17 protein-coding genes and 1 riboswitch are annotated in these 19,758 nt (G+C 72.8%); of the genes, 16 read left to right on the forward strand and 1 reads right to left on the reverse strand.

Annotated elements, in window-relative coordinates; all coding sequences use genetic code 11:
* The first annotated feature begins 25 nt into the window (after positions 1 to 25).
* The 15 genes from ACIQUT_RS02970 to ACIQUT_RS03040 all read left to right on the forward strand — a co-directional run bounded on the left by ACIQUT_RS02970 (position 26) and on the right by ACIQUT_RS03040 (position 17,312).
* Entirely contained in the window at positions 26 to 1,810 is a 1,785-nt protein-coding gene (locus tag ACIQUT_RS02970; RefSeq protein WP_403559307.1) for a DUF5941 domain-containing protein, read from the forward strand.
* A complete protein-coding gene (locus ACIQUT_RS02975; protein WP_403558533.1) occupies positions 1,807 to 2,559 on the forward strand; it encodes a sugar phosphate nucleotidyltransferase in 753 nt (250 codons plus the stop codon). Before ACIQUT_RS02970 ends, ACIQUT_RS02975 begins: the two co-directional genes overlap by 4 nt.
* Positions 2,547 to 3,608, forward strand: coding sequence for an iron-containing alcohol dehydrogenase family protein (locus ACIQUT_RS02980; RefSeq protein ID WP_403558535.1), 1,062 nt, complete (start codon positions 2,547 to 2,549; stop codon positions 3,606 to 3,608). The genes ACIQUT_RS02975 and ACIQUT_RS02980 overlap by 13 nt, the downstream gene beginning before the upstream one ends.
* Positions 3,586 to 4,365 carry a CDP-alcohol phosphatidyltransferase family protein gene (locus ACIQUT_RS02985; protein ID WP_360622948.1) on the forward strand — a complete coding sequence of 260 codons (780 nt, stop codon included), beginning with the start codon at positions 3,586 to 3,588 and terminating at the stop codon, positions 4,363 to 4,365. Before ACIQUT_RS02980 ends, ACIQUT_RS02985 begins: the two co-directional genes overlap by 23 nt.
* The gene (locus ACIQUT_RS02990) at positions 4,362 to 5,246 is read left to right on the forward strand and encodes a glycosyltransferase family 2 protein (protein ID WP_403558537.1); all 885 of its coding nucleotides are present in this window, start codon (positions 4,362 to 4,364) and stop codon (positions 5,244 to 5,246) included. The genes ACIQUT_RS02985 and ACIQUT_RS02990 overlap by 4 nt, the downstream gene beginning before the upstream one ends.
* Before the next feature lie 96 nt (positions 5,247 to 5,342).
* Complete coding sequence (locus ACIQUT_RS02995; protein WP_403558539.1) at positions 5,343 to 6,272, forward strand: ABC transporter permease; 930 nt, start codon at positions 5,343 to 5,345, stop codon at positions 6,270 to 6,272.
* Complete coding sequence (locus ACIQUT_RS03000) at positions 6,265 to 7,047, forward strand: ABC transporter ATP-binding protein (protein ID WP_403558541.1); 783 nt, start codon at positions 6,265 to 6,267, stop codon at positions 7,045 to 7,047. The genes ACIQUT_RS02995 and ACIQUT_RS03000 overlap by 8 nt, the downstream gene beginning before the upstream one ends.
* 436 nt (positions 7,048 to 7,483) lie before the next feature.
* Positions 7,484 to 8,422: a squalene synthase HpnC gene (gene hpnC, locus ACIQUT_RS03005; RefSeq protein WP_403558543.1), complete on the forward strand. Its 939-nt coding sequence runs from the start codon at positions 7,484 to 7,486 to the stop codon at positions 8,420 to 8,422.
* Positions 8,419 to 9,378 carry a presqualene diphosphate synthase HpnD gene (gene hpnD, locus ACIQUT_RS03010; protein WP_403558545.1) on the forward strand — a complete coding sequence of 320 codons (960 nt, stop codon included), beginning with the start codon at positions 8,419 to 8,421 and terminating at the stop codon, positions 9,376 to 9,378. Before hpnC ends, hpnD begins: the two co-directional genes overlap by 4 nt.
* Positions 9,375 to 10,760 carry a hydroxysqualene dehydroxylase HpnE gene (hpnE, locus tag ACIQUT_RS03015; protein WP_403558547.1) on the forward strand — a complete coding sequence of 462 codons (1,386 nt, stop codon included), beginning with the start codon at positions 9,375 to 9,377 and terminating at the stop codon, positions 10,758 to 10,760. The genes hpnD and hpnE overlap by 4 nt, the downstream gene beginning before the upstream one ends.
* Positions 10,761 to 10,810: 50 nt before the next feature.
* Positions 10,811 to 11,914 (forward strand): polyprenyl synthetase family protein, encoded by a 1,104-nt coding sequence (locus tag ACIQUT_RS03020; RefSeq protein WP_403559310.1) that lies wholly within the window; start codon positions 10,811 to 10,813, stop codon positions 11,912 to 11,914.
* A 130-nt stretch (positions 11,915 to 12,044) separates the two neighbouring features.
* Complete coding sequence (gene shc / locus ACIQUT_RS03025) at positions 12,045 to 14,144, forward strand: squalene--hopene cyclase (RefSeq protein WP_403558549.1); 2,100 nt, start codon at positions 12,045 to 12,047, stop codon at positions 14,142 to 14,144.
* Positions 14,144 to 14,884 (forward strand): 1-hydroxy-2-methyl-2-butenyl 4-diphosphate reductase, encoded by a 741-nt coding sequence (locus ACIQUT_RS03030; RefSeq protein ID WP_403558550.1) that lies wholly within the window; start codon positions 14,144 to 14,146, stop codon positions 14,882 to 14,884. Before shc ends, ACIQUT_RS03030 begins: the two co-directional genes overlap by 1 nt.
* Positions 14,885 to 14,889: 5 nt before the next feature.
* Positions 14,890 to 15,921 carry an adenosyl-hopene transferase HpnH gene (gene hpnH / locus ACIQUT_RS03035; RefSeq protein ID WP_403558552.1) on the forward strand — a complete coding sequence of 344 codons (1,032 nt, stop codon included), beginning with the start codon at positions 14,890 to 14,892 and terminating at the stop codon, positions 15,919 to 15,921.
* Positions 15,918 to 17,312 carry an aspartate aminotransferase family protein gene (locus ACIQUT_RS03040; RefSeq protein WP_403558554.1) on the forward strand — a complete coding sequence of 465 codons (1,395 nt, stop codon included), beginning with the start codon at positions 15,918 to 15,920 and terminating at the stop codon, positions 17,310 to 17,312. Before hpnH ends, ACIQUT_RS03040 begins: the two co-directional genes overlap by 4 nt.
* Before the next feature lie 62 nt (positions 17,313 to 17,374).
* On the opposite strand, the gene ACIQUT_RS03045 is transcribed toward ACIQUT_RS03040, so the two are convergent.
* The gene (locus ACIQUT_RS03045) at positions 17,375 to 18,193 is read right to left on the reverse strand and encodes a tyrosine-protein phosphatase (RefSeq protein WP_403558556.1); all 819 of its coding nucleotides are present in this window, start codon (positions 18,191 to 18,193) and stop codon (positions 17,375 to 17,377) included.
* A gap of 312 nt (positions 18,194 to 18,505) precedes the next feature.
* Positions 18,506 to 18,717, forward strand: a riboswitch (cyclic di-AMP (ydaO/yuaA leader).
* A 4-nt stretch (positions 18,718 to 18,721) separates the two neighbouring features.
* On the opposite strand from ACIQUT_RS03045, the gene ACIQUT_RS03050 reads away from it, so the two are divergent.
* Complete coding sequence (locus ACIQUT_RS03050; RefSeq protein ID WP_403558557.1) at positions 18,722 to 19,690, forward strand: peptidoglycan DD-metalloendopeptidase family protein; 969 nt, start codon at positions 18,722 to 18,724, stop codon at positions 19,688 to 19,690.
* Positions 19,691 to 19,758 lie beyond the last annotated feature (68 nt).

The raw sequence follows: 19,758 nt of genomic DNA on the forward strand, positions 1-19,758 counted from the left end.
TGTTCGCTGCAAGGAGTGAGTTCGTCTGTCGACCGTCATCCTCACCGGCCTGCCGGTCCCCGGATCACCACTCACGGACGATCTGCGCTCCCTCGGCTTCGACGTCCGCCCCGCCGCCGCGCCCGAGGACGCCGCCGCGGTGCTGGCCGGCGTACCGGCGGGACAGCGGGTGGCCGTGGTGGACAGCGCCTTCGTCGGGCACGTCCACGCGCTGCGGCTCGCGCTGACCGACCCCCGCTTCGACGCCTGTGCCGTGACCGGCGCCTTCACCGTCCAGCCCGCCGCCCGCGCGGCCCTGGACGAGGCCGCCGCCCTCCCGGTGAACGGCAGCGGCCCGTACGCCGACCGGCTCGCCGCCGCCGTCGAGGCCGGCGGGACCGCCGTCCAGCGGCCCGAGCTCGGCAGCCTGGTCGCCGCCGTCCCCGCCGACGGGTCCGAGCGCGAGGCGGCCGCCGCCGCGGTCGACGCGGTGGACGACGAGGCCGTGCGGCTGCGCTCCGCCGTGAAGTCCCGCGACGGGTTCTTCACCACCTTCTTCATCAGCCCGTACTCGCGCTACATCGCCCGCTGGTGCGCGCGCCGCGGCCTGACCCCGAACCAGGTCACCACCGCCTCGCTGGTCACCGCGCTCGTCGCGGCCGGCTGCGCCGCCACCGGCGAGCGCTGGGGCTACGTCACCGCGGGCGTGCTGCTGCTGCTCTCCTTCGTCCTGGACTGCACCGACGGGCAGCTCGCCCGCTACTCCCTGCAGTACTCGACCATGGGCGCCTGGCTCGACGCGACCTTCGACCGGGCGAAGGAGTACTCCTTCTACGCGGGCCTCGCGCTCGGCGCCGCCCGGACCGGGGACGACGTCTGGGCCCTCGCCCTCGGCGCCATGATCCTCATGACCTGCCGGCACGTGGTGGACTTCTCCTTCAACGAGGCCAACCACGACGCCACGGCCAACACGAGCCCCACCGCCGCCCTCTCCGACCGGCTCGACAGCGTCGGCTGGACGGTCTGGGCCCGGCGCATGATCATCCTCCCGATCGGCGAGCGCTGGGCGATGATCGCGGTGCTGACCGCGTTCACCACCCCGCGGATCGTGTTCTACGCCCTGCTCGTCGGCTGCGCCTTCGGCGCGCTGTACACCACCGCGGGCCGGGTCCTGCGCTCGCTGACCCGCAAGGCGCAGCGCACCGACCGGGCTGCCCGCGCCCTCGCCGACCTGGCCGACACCGGGCCGCTGGGCGGGCTCGTCGCCGCCGGGGCGGGCCGCATCACCCGCCGCTCCGCCCCCGCGCTGATGACGGCGGGCCTGGGGTCGGTCCTGTACCTGCTCGGCGCCGCGTGGCTGCTGCCGTACGGGGATCCGCTGCTGTTCGTGGCCGTCGCCCTGTACGTGCTCACCAGTGGTGCGGCCGTGTCCCACCCGCTCAAGGCGCCCCTCGACTGGCTGCTGCCGCCGCTGTTCCGGGCCGCCGAGTACACCACGATCCTGGTGCTCGCCGTCAAGGCGGACGTCCCCGGGGCCCTTCCGGCCGCATTCGGACTGGTCGCGGCGGTCGCCTACCATCACTACGACACGGTCTACCGCATCCGCGGAGGCTCCGGCGCGCCCCCGCGGTGGCTGGTGTGGACCATCGGCGGCCATGACGGCCGGGTCCTGCTGACCGTGGTCCTGGCCGCATTCCTCGCCCGGGACGCGTTCCCCGTCGCGCTCACGGTGCTCGCCGTGTTCGTGGCACTCGTGGTGCTCGTGGAGAGCATCCGCTTCTGGGTCTCCTCCGGGGCACCCGCCGTACATGACGAAGGAGAACCAGCATGATCGGCCTTGTCCTCGCTGCCGGTGCCGGACGCCGCCTGCGTCCCTACACCGACACCCTGCCCAAGGCCCTCGTGCCCGTCGGTCCCGAAGGCGACGAGGAGAGCCTGACGGTCCTCGACCTGACCCTCGGCAACTTCGCCGCGGTCGGCCTGACCGAGGTCGCGATCGTCGTCGGCTACCGCAAGGAGGCCGTCTACGCCCGCCAGGCCGCGCTGGAGGCCAAGTACGGGCTCAAGATCACGCTGATCGACAACGACAAGGCCGAGGAGTGGAACAACGCCTACTCCCTGTGGTGCGCCCGTGAGGTCCTGAAGCAGGGCGTGATCCTCGCCAACGGCGACACCGTCCACCCGGTCTCCGTCGAGCAGACCCTGCTCGCCGCCCGCGGCAACGGCCAGAAGATCATCCTCGCCCTCGACGCGGTCAAGCAGCTGGCCGACGAGGAGATGAAGGTCATCACGGCCGACGGCCAGGGCGTCCGCAAGATCACCAAGCTGATGGACCCGGCCACCGCGACCGGCGAGTACATCGGCGTCACCCTGATCGAGGCCGAGGCCGCCGAGGAGCTGGCGGACGCCCTCAAGGCGACCTTCGAGCGCGACCCCGACCTCTACTACGAGGACGGCTACCAGGAGCTGGTCAACCGCGGCTTCACCGTCGACGTGGCCCCCATCGGCGACGTCAAGTGGGTCGAGATCGACAACCACGACGACCTCGCCAAGGGCCGGACGATCGCATGCCAGTACTGACGAGGCTCATTCCCTCCCCGGTCGTCGTCGACATCAGCAACGGGGCGATGGACAAGCTGGACGGCATCCTCGCCGACCAGCGGATCTCCGCCTCCGGCAAGCTGGCGATCGCGATCAGCGGCGGCTCCGGCCGGGCCCTGCGCGCCCGGCTGGCGCCGGCCCTGCCGTACGCCGACTGGTTCCCGGTCACGGACGGCACCATCGACTCGGCGGTCAAGCTCGCCGACGACATAAAGGGCCGCCGCTACGACGCCGTGGTGGGGCTGGGCGGCGGCAAGATCATCGACGTGGCGAAGTACGCCGCGGCGCGGGTCGGGCTGCCGATGGTGGCGATCGCCACCAACCTCTCGCACGACGGGATCTGCTCGCCCGTCGCGACCCTCGACAACGACAACGGCCGCGGCTCCTACGGGGTGCCCACGCCGATCGCGATGGTCATCGACCTCGACGTGATCCGGGACGCCCCGGTGCGGTTCGTCCGCGCGGGCATCGGCGACGCGATCTCCAACATCTCGGCGATCGCCGACTGGGAGCTTTCGCACAAGACCACCGGCGAACACGTCGACGGCCTGGCCGCCGCCATGGCCCGGACCGCCGGAGAGTCGGTCCTGCGCCACCCCGGCGGCTGCGGGGACGACGAGTTCCTCACCGTGCTCGCCGAGGCCCTCGTCCTCACCGGCATCGCCATGTCGATCAGCGGGGACACCCGGCCCGCCTCCGGCGCCTGCCACGAGATCAGCCACGCCTTCGACCTGCTCCACCCCGGGCGCTCCGCGCTCCACGGCGAGCAGGTGGGCCTCGGCGCCGCCTTCGCGATGCACCTGCGGGGGGCGGCCGAGCAGTCCGGGCTGTTCGTCGAGGTGCTGCGCCGCCACGGGATGCCCGTGCTGCCCGCGGAGATCGGGTTCAGCGTGGACGAGTTCGTCGCCGCCGTCGAGTACGCCCCCCAGACCCGCCCGGGACGCTTCACGATCCTGGAGCACCTCAACCTGTCCGCCACCGATATCAGGGACGCGTACGCCGACTATGCCAAGACCATCCGTAGCTGAACTCCGGCCCGTCGTTCACCCGGAGGGCGTGAAGGACCGGCGCAGCGGTGAGCACTGGGGCGGCCGCCTGTACATGCGCGAGGTCTCCCTGCGCATCACCCGCCTGCTGGCGGACACCAAGGTCACGCCCAACCAGCTGACCTACCTGATGACCCTGTGCGGCGTGCTCGCGGCCCCGGCCCTGCTGGTCCCCGGGATCTGGGGAGCCGTCCTCGGCGTGGTCTTCGTCCAGCTCTACCTGCTGCTCGACTGCGTCGACGGTGAGCTCGCCCGCTGGAAGAAGCAGTACTCGCTCTCGGGCGTCTACCTGGACCGCGTCGGCGCCTACCTGTGCGACGCGGCCGTGCTCGTCGGCCTCGGCCTGCGCGCCGCCGACCTGTGGGGCGGCGGCCGCACCGACTGGCTGTGGGCCTTCCTCGGCACCCTCGCGGCGCTCGGCGCGATCCTGATCAAGGCCGAGACCGACCTGGTCGGCGTCGCCCGCCACCAGGCCGGCATGGCCCCCGTCAAGGAGGCCGCGGCCGAGCCCCGCTCGTCCGGCATGGCGCTCGCCCGCCGGGCCGCGTCCGCGCTGAAGTTCCACCGGCTGATCCTCGGCATCGAGGCGTCGCTGCTCGTCCTGGTGCTGGCCGTCGTGGACCAGATGCGGGGCGACCTGTTCTTCACCCGGCTCGGTGTGGCCGTCCTGGCCGGCATCGCGCTGCTCCAGACGGTGCTGCACCTGGTGTCCGTCCTCGTCTCCAGCAGGCTGCGGTGAGCGCCCCGCTGCGCGTCGGCGCGGTCGTCATCACCATGGGCAACCGCCCCGACGAGCTGAAGGCGCTGATCGACTCCGTGGCCCGCCAGCAGGGCGACCCCGTCGAGGTCGTCGTCGTGGGCCAGGGCGTCGAGGTCACCGGACTTCCCGCGGGTGTGCGTTCCGTCACCCTGCCCGAGAACCTGGGCATCCCCGGCGGCCGCAACGTCGGCATCGAGGCCTTCGGCCCCGGCGGCCGCGACGTCGACATCCTGCTCTTCCTCGACGACGACGGGCTGCTGGAGCGCACCGACACCGCCGAGCTGTGCCGGCAGGCCTTCACCGAGGACCCCCGGCTCGGGATCATCAGCTTCCGGATCGCCGACCCGGAGACCGGTGAGACCCAGCGCCGGCACGTGCCCCGGCTGCGCGCCTCGGACCCGATGCGCTCCTCCCGCGTGACGACCTTCCTGGGCGGCGCCAACGCCGTGCGCACCCCGGTTCTCGCGCAGGTCGGGGCCCTGCCCGCGGAGTTCTTCTACGCGCACGAGGAGACCGACCTGGCCTGGCGGGCCCTCGACGCAGGGTGGTCGATCGACTACCGGGCGGACATGGTGCTGCTGCACCCGAAAACCGCCCCCTCCCGGCACGCGGTCTACCACCGTATGGTGGCCCGTAACCGGGTGTGGCTCGCCCGCCGCAACCTGCCCGCGCCGCTGGTGCCGGTCTACGTGGGCGTCTGGCTGCTGCTGACGCTCCTGCGCAGGCCCTCGGTCCCGGCCCTCAAGGCCTGGTTCGGCGGTTTCAAGGAGGGATGGACCACCCCCTGCGGTCCCCGGCGCCCCATGAGGTGGCGTACGGTCTGGCGGCTGACCCGGCTGGGGCGACCGCCTGTCATCTGACGCGTCGGCGTCTGAGAACATGGCGCGGTCACGGTCCGTGCGCCCCACGCCCGATGCCACCTACTGCCGCATCTTGAAGACGGAAAGTTTCAACTTGTGAGTGACACAACCCAGGATGGCGCCCTCGCCACGAGCAAGCCGCCGTCCGAAGACGCGGGGCTGTCCCCCGCCGAGCTCGCCAGGAAGTACGGCCTGTCCGTCAGCGGCGCCCGGCCCAGCCTCGCCGGATACGTACGGCAGCTGTGGGACCGGCGCCACTTCATCCTGGCGTTCTCCCGGGCCAAGCTGGTCGCTCAGTACAGCCAGGCCAAGCTCGGCCAGATCTGGCAGGTGGCGACGCCGCTGCTCAACGCGGCGGTCTACTACCTGATCTTCGGCCTGATCATGGATGCGGGCCGCGGGATGGGGAAGGACGTCTACATCCCCTTCCTGGTGATCGGCATCTTCGTCTTCACCTTCACCCAGAGCTCGCTGATGGCCGGCGTGCGCGCCATCCCGTCCAACCTCGGACTGGTCCGCGCCCTGCACTTCCCGCGCGCCTCCCTGCCGATCTCCTTCTCGATGCAGCAGCTCCAGCAGCTGCTGTACTCGATGATCGTGGTGTTCGTCACTGTGGTGGCGTTCGGCAACTACCCGCAGCTCTCCTGGCTGCTGGTCCTGCCGGTACTGGTGCTGCAGTTCGTCTTCAACACCGGCCTCGCCCTGATCTTCGCGCGCATGGGGGCCAAGACCCCGGACCTCGCGCAGCTGATGCCGTTCCTGACGCGTACCTGGATGTACGCCTCCGGCGTCATGTTCTCGATCAACGAGATGCTCAAGGAGAAGTCCCCGTGGATGGCGGACGTGCTCCAGTGGAACCCGGCGGCGATCTACATGGACCTGATCCGCTTCGCCCTGATCGACGGCTACGGCGGCGAGAACCTGCCGCCGCACGTCTGGGCCTTCGCGGTCGGCTGGGCCGTCGTGATCGGCCTCGGCGGATTCGTGTACTTCTGGAAGGCTGAGGAGCGTTACGGCCGTGGCTGAGAACAACAGGGACCGCGTCCCCACCGTCATCGCCGACGACGTCCACATCGTCTACCGCGTCAACACCGGCAGCTCCGGCAAGGGCAGCGCCACGGCGGCGCTGAGCAAGATACTCCGCAGGGGCAAGGGCGATGCGCCGGGCGTCCGGCGGGTCCACGCCGTGCGCGGCGTCTCGTTCACCGCCTACCGCGGCGAGGCCATCGGCCTGATCGGCTCCAACGGCTCCGGCAAGTCCACCCTGCTGCGCGCCATCGCGGGCCTGCTGCCCTGCGAGGCGGGCAAGGTCTACACCGACGGCCAGCCCTCGCTGCTGGGTGTCAACGCGGCGCTGATGAACGACCTCACCGGCGAGCGCAACGTGGTCCTCGGCGGTCTGGCCATGGGCATGAGCCGTGAGCAGATCCACGAGCGCTACCAGGACATCGTCGACTTCTCGGGCATCAACGAGAAGGGCGACTTCATCTCCCTGCCGATGCGCACGTACTCCTCCGGCATGGCCGCGCGCCTGCGCTTCTCGATCGCCGCAGCCAAGGACCACGACGTGCTGATGATCGACGAGGCGCTGGCCACCGGTGACCGCAAGTTCCAGGTGCGCTCCGAGGACCGCATCCGCGAGCTGCGCAAGCAGGCGGGCACCGTCTTCCTGGTGAGCCACAACAACAAGTCCATCCGCGACACCTGCAGCCGCGTCCTGTGGCTGGAGAAGGGCGAGCTGCTGATGGACGGGCCGACCGAAGAGGTCGTCTCGGCCTACGAGAAGGCATCCGGTCACTGACCGGCGGCACCGCAGGCCCCCGTCGCCCCGTGCGGCGGGGGCCTCGGTGTGCCCCCGCGCGTGCCGGGTGTGCCCCCGCGCGTGCCGGGTGTGCCCCGGCGCGTCCCGGGTGCGCCCCCGGCTTGTTCCCGGCGTGTCCCCGGCGTGTCTTCCGGGGAGCGTCCGGGGCAATTCGGGCCGACATTCGGCAGCGGTGCGAATACCCCGGAAGGTTCCGCGGGGTTGTGCAGCGTAAGCTGGACCGGTCCTGATCCGCGGCAGGAGGGGACGATTCACCGCAGGTGAACGGCCTGGGACAGCATGGAGAAAGTCCGGCGGCGTGTCCGAAATAGGATGTATTGCGTCGGCAGTGTAGAACGGGAGATGTGACGGCAATGGCTACGGGAATTCTCCGGCCCCCAGGCATTACGGCCGTCCGCGCCGCGGGCGGCGGGCGGTGACCCCGGCGCACGGCATCCGTCCCCGGCAGACCCCGGCCCCCGACGCCCACGCGCGCGCCACCCTCGGCAAGGCCCGGACGGAGAACTTCCCCGTCGCCCCCGCCTTCCTGCCCCGCGCCTGGCGCGAGGGGCTGATGGCGGTGTACGGCTACGCCCGCCTCGTCGACGACATCGGTGACGGCGACCTCGCCCCCGGCGGCCGCGACGCCGTCCTCCTCGGCCTCGGCCCCGAAGCCGCCGACGACCGGCTCGCCCTGCTCGACGCCCTCGAAGCCGACCTCGGGCGCGTCTTCGGCACCGCCGGCGGCGGCCCCCGCCACCCCCTCCTCCAGGCCCTCCGGCCGGTGGTCCGGGCCCACGGCCTCACCCCCGAGCCGTTCCTCGGCCTCATCGCCGCCAACCGCCAGGACCAGCACGTCAGCCGCTACGAGACGTACGGCGACCTGCTCGCCTACTGCGAGCTCTCCGCGAACCCCGTGGGCCGCCTCGTCCTCGCCCTCACCGGCACCGCCACCCCCGAGCGGATCCGCCGCTCCGACGCCGTCTGCACCGCCCTGCAGATCGTCGAGCACGTCCAGGACGTCGCCGAGGACCTCGGCCGGGACCGGATCTACCTCCCCGCCGAGGACCTGCGCCGCTTCGGCGTGACCGAAGCCGACCTCAAGGCCCCCACCGCAGGCGCCTCCGTACGCTCCCTCATCGCCTACGAGGCCGCCCGCGCCCGGGACCTCCTGGACGAGGGCACCCCCCTCGTGGGCAGCGTCCACGGCCGGCTCCGGCTGCTGCTCGCCGGCTTCACCGGCGGCGGCCGCGCCGCCCTGCGCGCCGTCTCCCACGCCGGCTTCGACGTACTCCCCGGCCCGCCGCGGCCCACCCGGAGCGGCCTGCTCCGCGAGGTGGCCGCCGTCCTGCGCACCGCGCCGAGAAAGGGGTGAGCCCGACCGTGGAGGGTTCCGCACACACCACCGCGCCGTCCGCGCCGGTCCTGGCGGCCTACAGCTACTGCGAGGCCGTCACCGGGGCGCAGGCCCGCAACTTCGCGTACGGCATCCGGCTGCTGCCCGCCGACAAGCGGCAGGCCATGTCCGCCCTGTACGCCTTCTCCCGGCGCGTCGACGACATCGGCGACGGCACGCTCCCCGCCGACGCCAAGCTCGCCCGCCTGGAGGAGACCCGGGCCCTGCTCGGCCGGATCCGCGACGGCCGGGTCGACGAGGACGACACCGACCCCGTCGCCGTCGCCCTCACCCACGCCGCGCGCCGCTTCCCCATCCCGCTCGGCGGCCTCGACGAGCTCATCGACGGCGTGCTGATGGACGTCCGCGGCGAGACCTACGAGACCTGGGAGGACCTGGAGGTCTACTGCCGCTGCGTCGCCGGGGCCATCGGACGGCTCTCCCTCGGCGTGTTCGGCACCGCGGCCGGCGCGGCCGACGCCGAGCGCGCGAGCGAGTACGCCGACACCCTCGGCCTCGCCCTCCAGCTCACCAACATCCTGCGCGACGTCCGCGAGGACGCCGGCAACGGACGCACCTACCTGCCCGCCGAGGACCTCGCCAAGTTCGGCTGCGACGAGGGCTTCGCCGCCGGCCGGCTCCCCGCCGGAGCCGACTTCGCCGGCCTCGTCCACCACGAAGTCCGGCGCGCCCGGGCCCTGTTCGCCGACGGCTACCGGCTGCTGCCCATGCTCGACCGGCGCAGCGGCGCCTGCGTCGCGGCCATGGCCGGCATCTACCGCCGCCTCCTCGACCGCATCGAACGCGAACCCGAGGCCGTGCTCCGCGGCCGGGTCTCCCTGCCCCCGCACGAGAAGGCGTACGTCGCCGTCCGCGGCCTGTCCGGCCTCGACGCGCGGACCGTCTCGCGCCGGCGCACCGGGAGGACCGCGTGACCGCCGCCGCACACCCACACCACGCGGTGGTCGTCGGCGGCGGCCTCGCCGGCGTCACCACCGCGCTGGAACTCGCCGACGCCGGACTGCGCGTCACCCTCCTGGAAGGACGCCCCCGGCTCGGCGGCCTCGCGTTCTCCTTCAAGCGCGGCGACCTCACCGTCGACAACGGCCAGCACGTCTACCTGCGCTGCTGCACCGCCTACCGGTGGTTCCTCGACCGCATCGACGGCGCCGCCCTCGCCCCGCTGCAGGACCGGCTCGACGTCCCCGTACTCGACGTCGGCCACCCCCGCGGGCCGCGCCTGGGCCGGCTGCGCCGCAGCGCCCTGCCCGTCCCCCTGCACCTCGCCGGATCGCTGGCCCGCTACCCGCACCTGTCGCTCGCCGAGCGGGCCGCCGTCGGACGCGCCGCCCTCGCCCTGCGCGCCCTGGACCCCGCCGACCCGGCCCTCGACGGGCTCGACTTCGCGACCTGGCTCGGCCGCCACGGCCAGAGCCCGCGCACCGTCGAAGCCCTGTGGGACCTCGTCGGCATCGCCACGCTCAACGCCACCGCCGAGCAGTCCTCCCTCGGACTGGCCGCCATGGTCTTCAAGACCGGCCTGCTCTCCGAGAACGGCGCCGCCGACATCGGCTGGGCCCGGGTCCCCCTCGGCGACCTCCACGACACCCTCGCCCGCACGGCGCTCGACGCCGCCGGCGTACGGACCGCCCTGCGCACCCGGGTCACCTCCGTCTCCCGCACACAGGACGGGAACTGGCAGGTCACCACCGAGTCCGAGACCCTCGACGCCGACACCGTCGTGCTCGCCGTCCCGCAGCGCGAGGCCCACGGGCTGCTCCCGCCCGGCGCGCTCGCCGACCCCGACAAGCTCCTGGACATCGGCACCGCGCCGATCCTCAACGTCCACGTCGTCTACGACCGCAAGGTGCTGCGCCGCCCGTTCTTCGCCGCGCTCGGCACCCCCGTCCAGTGGGTCTTCGACCGCACCGAGTCCTCCGGGCTGCCCGACGGCGGCCAGTACCTGGCCCTGTCCCAGTCCGTCGCGCACCACGACATCGACGAGCCCGTGACCGTCCTGCGCCGCAAGTACCTGCCCGAACTGGAGCGGCTGCTGCCCGCCGCGCGCGGCGCCAAGGTGCGCGACTTCTTCGTCACCCGGGAGCGCACCGCCACGTTCGCCCCCACCCCCGGCGTCGGCCGGCTGCGCCCCGGGGCGTGCACCGACACGCCGGGTCTCTATCTCGCCGGTGCGTGGACCGCCACCGGCTGGCCCGCGACCATGGAGAGTGCCGTCCGGAGCGGCCTGAGCGCGGCACACGCCGCGCTCGCCGCGCTCGGCCGCCACCGGGCCCATCCCTTGCAGGAGGCGGCATGACGATCACCAACACCACCGGCACAGCACACACGGAGAACAGAGGAGAGCCAGTGAACCCGGGGAACCCGGCCGTCGAGAACAGCGAAGCCGGTAACAGAGCGGCGGAAGCGGCGCAGACGGAGGTCGCGGACACCCTCGCCCTCCTGGACCGCGGCCGCACCCTGTCCACTCCCGCACTGCGCGCCGCGGTGGAACGGCTCGCCGCGCCCATGGACACCGTCGCCGCCTACCACTTCGGCTGGATCGACGCCCAGGGCAACCCCGCGGACGGCGACGGCGGCAAGGCCGTCCGCCCCGCCCTCGCACTGCTGTCCGCCGAGGCCGCCGGGGCCCCCGCCGAGGTGGGCATCCCCGGCGCGGTCGCCGTCGAGCTCGTCCACAACTTCTCGCTGCTGCACGACGACCTGATGGACGGCGACGAGCAGCGCCGCCACCGCGACACCGTGTGGAAGGTCCACGGCCCCGCCCAGGCCATCCTCGTCGGCGACGCGCTCTTCGCCCTCGCCAACGAGGTGCTCCTCGAACTCGGCACCGTCGAGGCGGGCCGCGCCACCCGCCGCCTCACCACCGCCAGCCGCAAGCTCATCGACGGCCAGGCCCAGGACATCTCCTACGAGCACCGCGAGCGCGTCAGCGTCGAGGAGTGCCTGGAGATGGAGGGCAACAAGACCGGCGCCCTGCTCGCCTGCGCGATCTCCATCGGCGCCGTCCTCGGCGGCGCGGACGACCGCACGGCCGACAAGCTGGAGGAGTACGGCTACCACCTCGGCCTCGCCTTCCAGGCCGTCGACGACCTCCTCGGCATCTGGGGCGACCCGGAGTCCACCGGCAAGCAGACCTGGAGCGACCTGCGCCAGCGCAAGAAGTCCCTGCCGGTCGTCGCCGCCCTCGCGGCGGGCGGCCCCGCCGCCGAGAAGCTCGGCACGCTGCTCGCCGCCGACGCCAAGAGCAACGACTTCGAGAACTTCTCGGAGGAGGAGTTCGCGGCCCGCGCCGCCCTCATCGAGGAAGCGGGCGGCCGGGAGTGGACCGCCGAGGAGGCGCGCCGCCAGCACGCCATCGCCATCCGCGCCCTCGACGACATCGACATGCCCCGGCGGGTGCGCGAACAGCTCGTCGCCCTCGCCGACTTCGTCGTCGTACGCAAGAGGTGATCCCCGCCTTCGTCACCCGGGTACGGATATGACGCGCGAGTCGCCGGCCGGCGCCACCAGCCCGTAGCGCCGGCCGACGGCAGACCCCAGCACAGCAGAAGCACAGGCCACTGCACGTTAAGGGGAAGCCATGACAGCGACGACCGACGGCGCCGGCCCCCGGGGCGCCGATCCGGATGACACCACCGCCCCCGCGGACGGTGCCGCGGCCCTCGCGGTCGCCGCAGCAGGCGCGGTCGCCGCAGCAGCCGCGGCCGCGAACCCGGGGGCGACCGCGCCCGCCGTCGCGGCCGCGGCACCGCCCGGGGTCCGCGAGGCCGTCGAGCGCGCCACCCGGCACCTGCTCCGGCAGCAGGACCCGGCCGGCTGGTGGAAGGGCGACCTGGAGACCAACGTCACCATGGACGCCGAGGACCTGCTGCTGCGCCAGTTCCTCGGCATCCGCGACGAGGCCACCACCCGGGCCGCGGCCCGGCACATCCGCCGCGAACAGCGCGCCGACGGCACCTGGGCCACCTTCCACGGCGGACCCCCCGAACTCTCCGCCACCGTCGAGGCGTACGTCGCCCTGCGCCTGGCCGGCGACACCCCCGACGCCCCGCACATGGCCCGCGCCTCGGCCTGGATCCGCGCCCACGGCGGGATCGCCCGGGCCCGCGTCTTCACCCGGATCTGGCTCGCCCTCTTCGGCTGGTGGAGCTGGGACCACCTCCCCGAACTCCCGCCCGAACTGGTCTTCCTGCCGCCCTGGGTACCGCTGAACATCTACGACTTCGGCTGCTGGGCCCGCCAGACCATCGTCCCGCTGACCGTGGTCTCCGCGCACCGCCCCGTCCGTCCCGCCCCCTTCGCCCTGGACGAGCTGCACACCGACGCCCGCCGCCCCGCGCCCGCCGCCCGGCTCGCCCCGCTCGGCACCTGGAACGGGCTCTTCCAGCGCATGGACAAGGTCCTGCACGTCTACCGCCGGTTCGCCCCCCGCCCGCTGCGCGCCGCGGCCATGGCCACCGCCGCCCGCTGGATCATCGAGCGGCAGGAGAACGACGGCTGCTGGGGCGGGATCCAGCCGCCCGCCGTGTACTCCCTCATCGCCCTCCACCTGCTCGGCTACGACCTGGGGCACCCCGTGATGCGGGCCGGCCTGGAATCCCTGGACCGCTTCGCCGTCTGGCGCGAGGACACCGCCCCCGGCCCCGAAGGCCGGCCGGGCGGCGCCGGGCCCGTCCGCATGGTCGAGGCCTGCCAGTCCCCGGTCTGGGACACCTGCCTCGTCGCCATCGCCCTGGCCGACGCGGGGCTGCCGCCCGACCACCCGGCCCTCGTCAAGGCGGCCGACTGGATGCTGGACGAGGAGATCACCCGCAGCGGCGACTGGGCGGTGCGCCGGCCCGGACTCGCCCCCGGCGGCTGGGCGTTCGAGTTCCACAACGACACCTACCCCGACATCGACGACACCGCCGAGGTCGTCCTCGCCCTGCGCCGGATCAGGCACTCCGACCCGGCCCGGGCCGAGGCCGCCATCGCCCGGGCCGTCTCCTGGATCCTCGGCATGCAGTCGAGGAACGGCGCCTGGGCCGCCTTCGACGCCGACAACACCAGCCCCCTGCCCAACCGGCTGCCCTTCTGCGACTTCGGCGAGGTCGTCGACCCGCCCTCGGCCGACGTCACCGCCCACGTGGTGGAGATGCTCGCCGTCGAGGGCCGGGCCGCCGACCCGCGGACCCGGCGCGGCACCGCCTGGCTCCTCGCCGAACAGGAGCCGAACGGAAGCTGGTTCGGCCGCTGGGGCACCAACTACGTGTACGGGACCGGGTCGGTGGTGCCGGCCTTGGTCGCGGCGGGCATCGCCCCCGCCCACCCGGCGGTCCGGCGGGCCGTGGCCTGGCTGGAATCCGTACAGAACGCAGACGGGGGCTGGGGCGAGGACCAGCGCTCCTACCGGGATCCGGCCGCCTGGGCGGGCCGCGGCGACTCCACCGCCTCGCAGACCGCATGGGCGCTGATGGCCCTCCTCGCGGCGGGGGAGCGCGACGGAATGGCCGTCGAACGGGGCGTCTCCTACCTGACCGGGACCCAGCTGGCGGACGGCTCCTGGGACGAACCGCACTTCACGGGCACCGGCTTCCCCTGGGACTTCTCCATCAACTACCACCTGTACCGGCAGGTGTTCCCGCTCACCGCGCTCGGCCGCTACCTGCACGGGGAACCCTTCGCGCCCGGGACGCCCTGATGGCCGCCGCCCGGCCCGCCGGCCCCGGGCCCCGGCCGCTGCTGGTCGCCTGCGCCCTGCGCATCGAGCAGGCGGCCCTGTGCAGCGGCGGCGACCGCGGCGCCCCCCTCGGGTACACGGTCCTGCGCACCGGCATGGGTCCGCGCGCCGCCGAGCGGGCCGTCACCCGCGCCCTCGCCGCACCGGGCCTGGCGGGCGCCGCCGTCCTCGCCACCGGGTTCTGCGCCGGACTCGTACCCGGCATGCACCCCGGAGACCTGGTCGTCGCCGAGGAGACCCGGGACCCCCGCGGCACCGTCACCTGTGCGGGAACGTCCCTGCTCGCCGAGGCGCTGGCCCGCGCCGCCCCCGGCCGGACCGTGCACACCGGCGCACTCACCGGCTCCGACCGGGTCGTACGGGGCCAGGAGCGCGCGCGGCTGCGCGCCACCGGAGCCATCGCCGTCGACATGGAATCGGCGGCCACCCTGTGGACCGCTGCCCGAACCGCCGCCGGCGCCACTGCCCGAACCGCCGCCGGAACCGCCGCCGGAACCGCCGCCGGAACCGCCGCCGGAGCGGCCGCCCCGGCCGTCGAGCCCCGCCCGGTTGCCGCCGTCCGGGTGGTCGTGGACGCCCCGGAGCACGAGCTCGTCCGCATCGGCACGGTCCGCGGTGGAATATCGGCCTTCCGCGTACTGCGTGCCGTATTGCCCGCGTTCTATGACTGGCACCGTTCTTTGCCGCTCCCCAGGAGGTGAGCCAGATGGCCATGCCGCTGCGACAGTCCATCAGGGTCGGGACCTATCTGCTCGAACAGAAGCTCCGCAAGCGTGAGAAGTTCCCCCTGATCGTGGAGCTGGAGCCGCTCTACGCCTGCAACCTGGCCTGTGAGGGCTGCGGGAAGATCCAGCACCCCGCCGGGGTGCTCAAGCAGCGCATGCCGGTGGCCCAGGCGGTCGGCGCCGTCCTGGAGTCCGGCGCACCCATGGTGTCCATCGCGGGCGGCGAGCCCCTGATGCACCCGCAGATCGACGAGATCGTGCGCCAGCTGGTCGCCAGGCGGAAGTACGTGTTCCTGTGCACCAACGCCCTGCTGCTGCGCAAGAAGATCGGGAAGTTCACCCCCTCGCCCTATTTCGCCTTCGCCGTGCACATCGACGGACTGCGCCGACGCCACGACGAATCCGTGGCCAAGGAAGGCGTCTTCGACGAGGCGGTCGCCGCCATCAAGGAGGCGAAGGAGCGCGGATTCCGGGTGACCACGAACTCCACGTTCTTCAACACCGACACCCCGCAGACCGTCATCGAGGTGCTCAACTACCTCAATGACGACCTGAAGGTCGACGAAATGATGATCTCGCCCGCCTACGCCTACGAAAAGGCACCCGACCAGGAACACTTCCTCGGCGTCGAACAGACCCGGGAACTCTTCCGGAAGGCCTTCGCGGGCGGCAACCGGCGCCGCTGGCGGCTCAACCACTCCCCGCTCTTCCTGGACTTCCTGGAAGGCAAGGCCGATTTCCCGTGCACCGCCTGGGCCATTCCGAATTACTCCCTCTTCGGCTGGCAGCGCCCCTGCTACCTGATGAGCGACGGGTACGTGACGACGTACCGCGAACTCATCGAGGAGACCGACTGGAGCAGGTACGGCCGCGGCAAGGACCCGCGCTGCGCGAACTGCATGGCGCACTGCGGCTACGAGCCCACCGCCGTCCTCGCCACCATGGGCTCCCTCAAGGAATCCCTGCGCGCGGCCCGCGACACGGTCTCCGGCAACCTGGGCGGCTCGGCATGACCACCGCGTCCGGAGGCTTCGACCTCAAGGCGCTGCTGGCCGAGCGCGGCGCGGAGCGGTACGAGCTGCACACCCGGCACCTGAACCCGCAACTGCCCCGCATGCTGCACACCATCGGCTTCGACAAGGTCTACGAGCGGGCCGAGGGCGCCCACTTCTGGGACGCCGAGGGCAACGACTACCTGGACATGCTGTCCGGGTTCGGGGTGATGGGTCTCGGCCGGCACCACCCGGTCGTCCGCCGGGCCCTGCACGACGTGCTCGACGCACAGCTCGCCGACCTGACCCGCTTCGACTGCCAGCCGCTGCCCGGGCTGCTGGCCGAGAAGCTGCTGGCGTACAGCCCGCACCTGGACCGGGTCTTCTTCGGCAACAGCGGCACCGAGGCCGTGGAGACCGCCCTGAAGTTCGCCCGGTACGCCACCGGGCGGCCCAGGATCCTCTACTGCGACCACGCCTTCCACGGGCTGACCACCGGCTCGCTCTCGGTGAACGGGGAGGCCGGCTTCCGGGACGGCTTCGCGCCGCTGCTGCCCGACACCGGGATCGCGCTCGGCGACCTGGCCGCCTTGGAGCGGGAGCTGAAGCGCGGTGACGTCGCCGGGTTCGTCGTCGAGCCGATCCAGGGCAAGGGCGTGCACGCGGCCCCGCCCGGCTTCCTGCCCGCCGCGCAGGAGCTGCTGCGCCGGCACGGGGCGCTGCTGATCGCCGACGAGGTGCAGACCGGCCTCGGACGGACCGGCGAATTCTACGCGTACCGGCACGAGCCGGGCGTGGAGCCGGACCTGGTGTGCGTGGCGAAGGCGCTGTCGGGCGGCTACGTCCCGGTCGGCGCCACCCTCGGCCGTGACTGGATCTTCAAGAAGGTCTACTCGTCCATGGACCGGGTCCTGGTGCACTCCGCCAGCTTCGGGTCCAACGCCCAGGCGATGGCGGCCGGGCTGGCGGTGCTCTCCGTCATGGAGGACGAGTCGGTCGTCGCGAACGCCCGCGCGATGGGCGACCTGCTGCGCGGGCGCCTCGCCGCGCTGGTGGACGCGTACGATCTGCTGCACGAGGTCCGGGGCCGGGGCCTGATGATCGGCATCGAGTTCGGCCGGCCGTCCTCGCTGCGGCTGCGCAGCCGGTGGACCGTGCTCCAGGCGGCCCGCAAGGGGCTGTTCGCGCAGATGGTGGTGGTGCCGCTGCTGCAGCGGCACCGGATCCTGACGCAGGTCTCCGGGGACCACCTGGAGGTGATCAAGCTGATCCCGCCGCTGATCGTGGACGAGGCGGACGTCGACCGGTTCGTCGGCGCCTTCCGGGCGGTCATGGACGAGGCGCACGCCGGCGGCGGGCTCCTGTGGGACTTCGGGCGGACGCTGGTCAGGCAGGCCGTCGCGGGCGGCTGACGGCCGGCCGCAACGGGCCCGCAGGTGATCGCCGGCCCGTCACGGCACCTCCCGCGGTGCGCTCAGTCGAGCAGTCGCCCGCGCAGCCGGCCGAGGGTCCCGGCGGTCAGGCCGAGGCCCTCGGCGAGGTAGCGGTCGACGCCGCCCCAGTGCTCGTCGATGGTGTCGAAGGCCGCGGTCAGGTAGGCGGCGCGGGCGTCGAAGAGCGGGGCGAGCAGCTCCATCACCTCGGGGGAGCGGGCCTCGGGTGCGTCGCTGCCGCGGCGGACCCGGTAGCGGCGGTGCGGGGCGTTGGACTCCAGGTAGTCCGCGACGATGGCCTCGCGCTCCACGTCCAGCGCGAGCAGGGTGACGGCGACCGACAGGCCGGCCCGGTCCTTGCCGGCGGCGCAGTGCATGAGCGCCGGGAGGCTGTCCTCGGCGAGGGCGTGCAGGACCCGGCTGTGCTCGGCGGTGCGGTCCACGACCATCGAGCGGTACGAGTCCACCATCCGGGCGGAGCCCTTTCCGCCGCCGAGGATTCCGCGGAGCTGATCCAGGTTTCCATTGCGGACCATGGTCCAGAATTCCTTGCCGGCGGCCGGATCGGACAGCGGAATGTTGACGTTGCGCACCCCGGGGAGCTCGACGTCGGGACCTTCGAGGGCCTGGTCGGCCGCATTGCGGAAGTCGAAGACGGTGTGCAGGCCGAGCGATGCGAGGAATTCTGCATCGGTTTCGGTGGCATGTGCGAGATGTCCGCTTCGGTAGAGTCGTCCCGCCTTGACCCTCCGCCCGTCCGTGGTCGGCAGGCCGCCCACGTCGCGGAAATTGCGCACACCGGACAGATCGGACTCCGGAAGCGGGACATTCGGCGAAGAGGGCGGTATCTGCTGGGTCACGAGGGAATCCTCCACATCGTCATCGAGTGTCCGAATTGCTCTGCTTGGGACCAACTTGCCGGTGCCGGAGGCGAGATCGGGCACAGCCCCGTGAGCCAGATCATACGGTGACGTTGAGTGCCTGATCGCCAAAGGCGAATGGCCCGGGCGGAACGGCTGTTGGCGGCGGGGAATGGACGCAGGGTGACCGGAATTCCGCCGGACTCCCGCCCCTGTGAATCCGTCAGGAAATTCGCGGCTTGTTCCGTGCGGTCCCGCTGGATTACCTTCGCGACCGATCCGGATGGACCGCCTAATCCTGCCGCCGTCCGGAAACAGCACTCGACCGAACTCGCGCGGCAGGAGCGGGGGAACCAGGTAAGCCGCTGCGCCGGAGTTCCGCTCCGGAGCAGCCAGGGGTGAAGCCGTACGTGTTCCGTTCACTTCACGCGCACGTCCGTGTTGCGCGTGGACGTGCAACACGGACGGCCGGACATCTCCCATCCGAACCCGACAGCTCACCTCGCAGGCGCCGGAGAGGAATGCGCCATGCCGGCAAAGGGTAAGCACCGCCGCCCGAAGTACCGTTTCACAGCCCGCGGTTTCGCCGCCGTCGCCGGCACCGGCGGAGCGGCCCTGGCCCTGCCGCTGATGGGCGCCGCCGGCGCCCACGCGTCCGCCGCCCCGGCCGCCGCCGAGACCGCCGCCCAGGCCGCCGCCACCGCGCTCCCGGCCGCGGCCCCGCAGGCCCCTGCGGCCGCCCGGGCCGAGGCGGCCGTCTACACGGTCCGGACGGGCGACTGCCTCTCCGTCATCGCGGCCGACCGCGACCTCCCGGGCGGCTGGCAGCGGCTCTACGCCGACAACCGCGAGGCCGTCGGCGACAACCCCTCCCTGATCCACCCCGGGCTGAAGCTGACCCTCGGCGCCCCGGGCGCGCCGGCTCCCGAGCAGGCTCCGGCCGAGCAGCCCGCCCCCGCGCCGAAGCCGAAGAAGAAGGCCCCGGCCACCACCGGTTCCCCGCTCGCCGCGGTCCCCGCGCCTGCGTCCGCGCCCGTGCCCGTGCCTGCCAAGAAGAGCGCGGCCGCTGCCGCCGGTGGTGCGGTCACCGCGGCCGGCTTCACCGCCCCCGTCCCCGGCGGCGTCTCCACCCAGTACCGGACCGCCGGCGCCATGTGGTCCAGCGGCTACCACACCGGCGTCGACTTCATCGCGAGCTCCGGCACCACCGTCAAGGCGGTCGGCGCGGGCACCGTCGTCTCCGCCGGCTGGGCCGGCGCGTACGGCAACGAGGTCATCATCCGGCACACGGACGGCAAGTACTCCCAGTACGGCCACCTCTCCCAGCTCTCCGTCTCGGTCGGCCAGAGCGTGAGCGGCGGCCAGACCATCGGCCTCTCCGGTTCCACCGGCAACTCCACCGGCCCGCACCTGCACTTCGAGATCCGCACCGGTCCCTCGTACGGCTCGGACATGGACCCGATCGGCTACCTGCGCTCCAAGGGCGTGACCATCTGACGGCTCGCGCCGCCGCCGCGGGCGGCAGACCCGCGTGAGGCCGGGGCCCGAGGGGGGTCCCGGCCTCA

Source organism: Streptomyces sp. NPDC090445 (assembly GCF_044769385.1).
Taxonomy (GTDB): domain Bacteria; phylum Actinomycetota; class Actinomycetes; order Streptomycetales; family Streptomycetaceae; genus Streptomyces.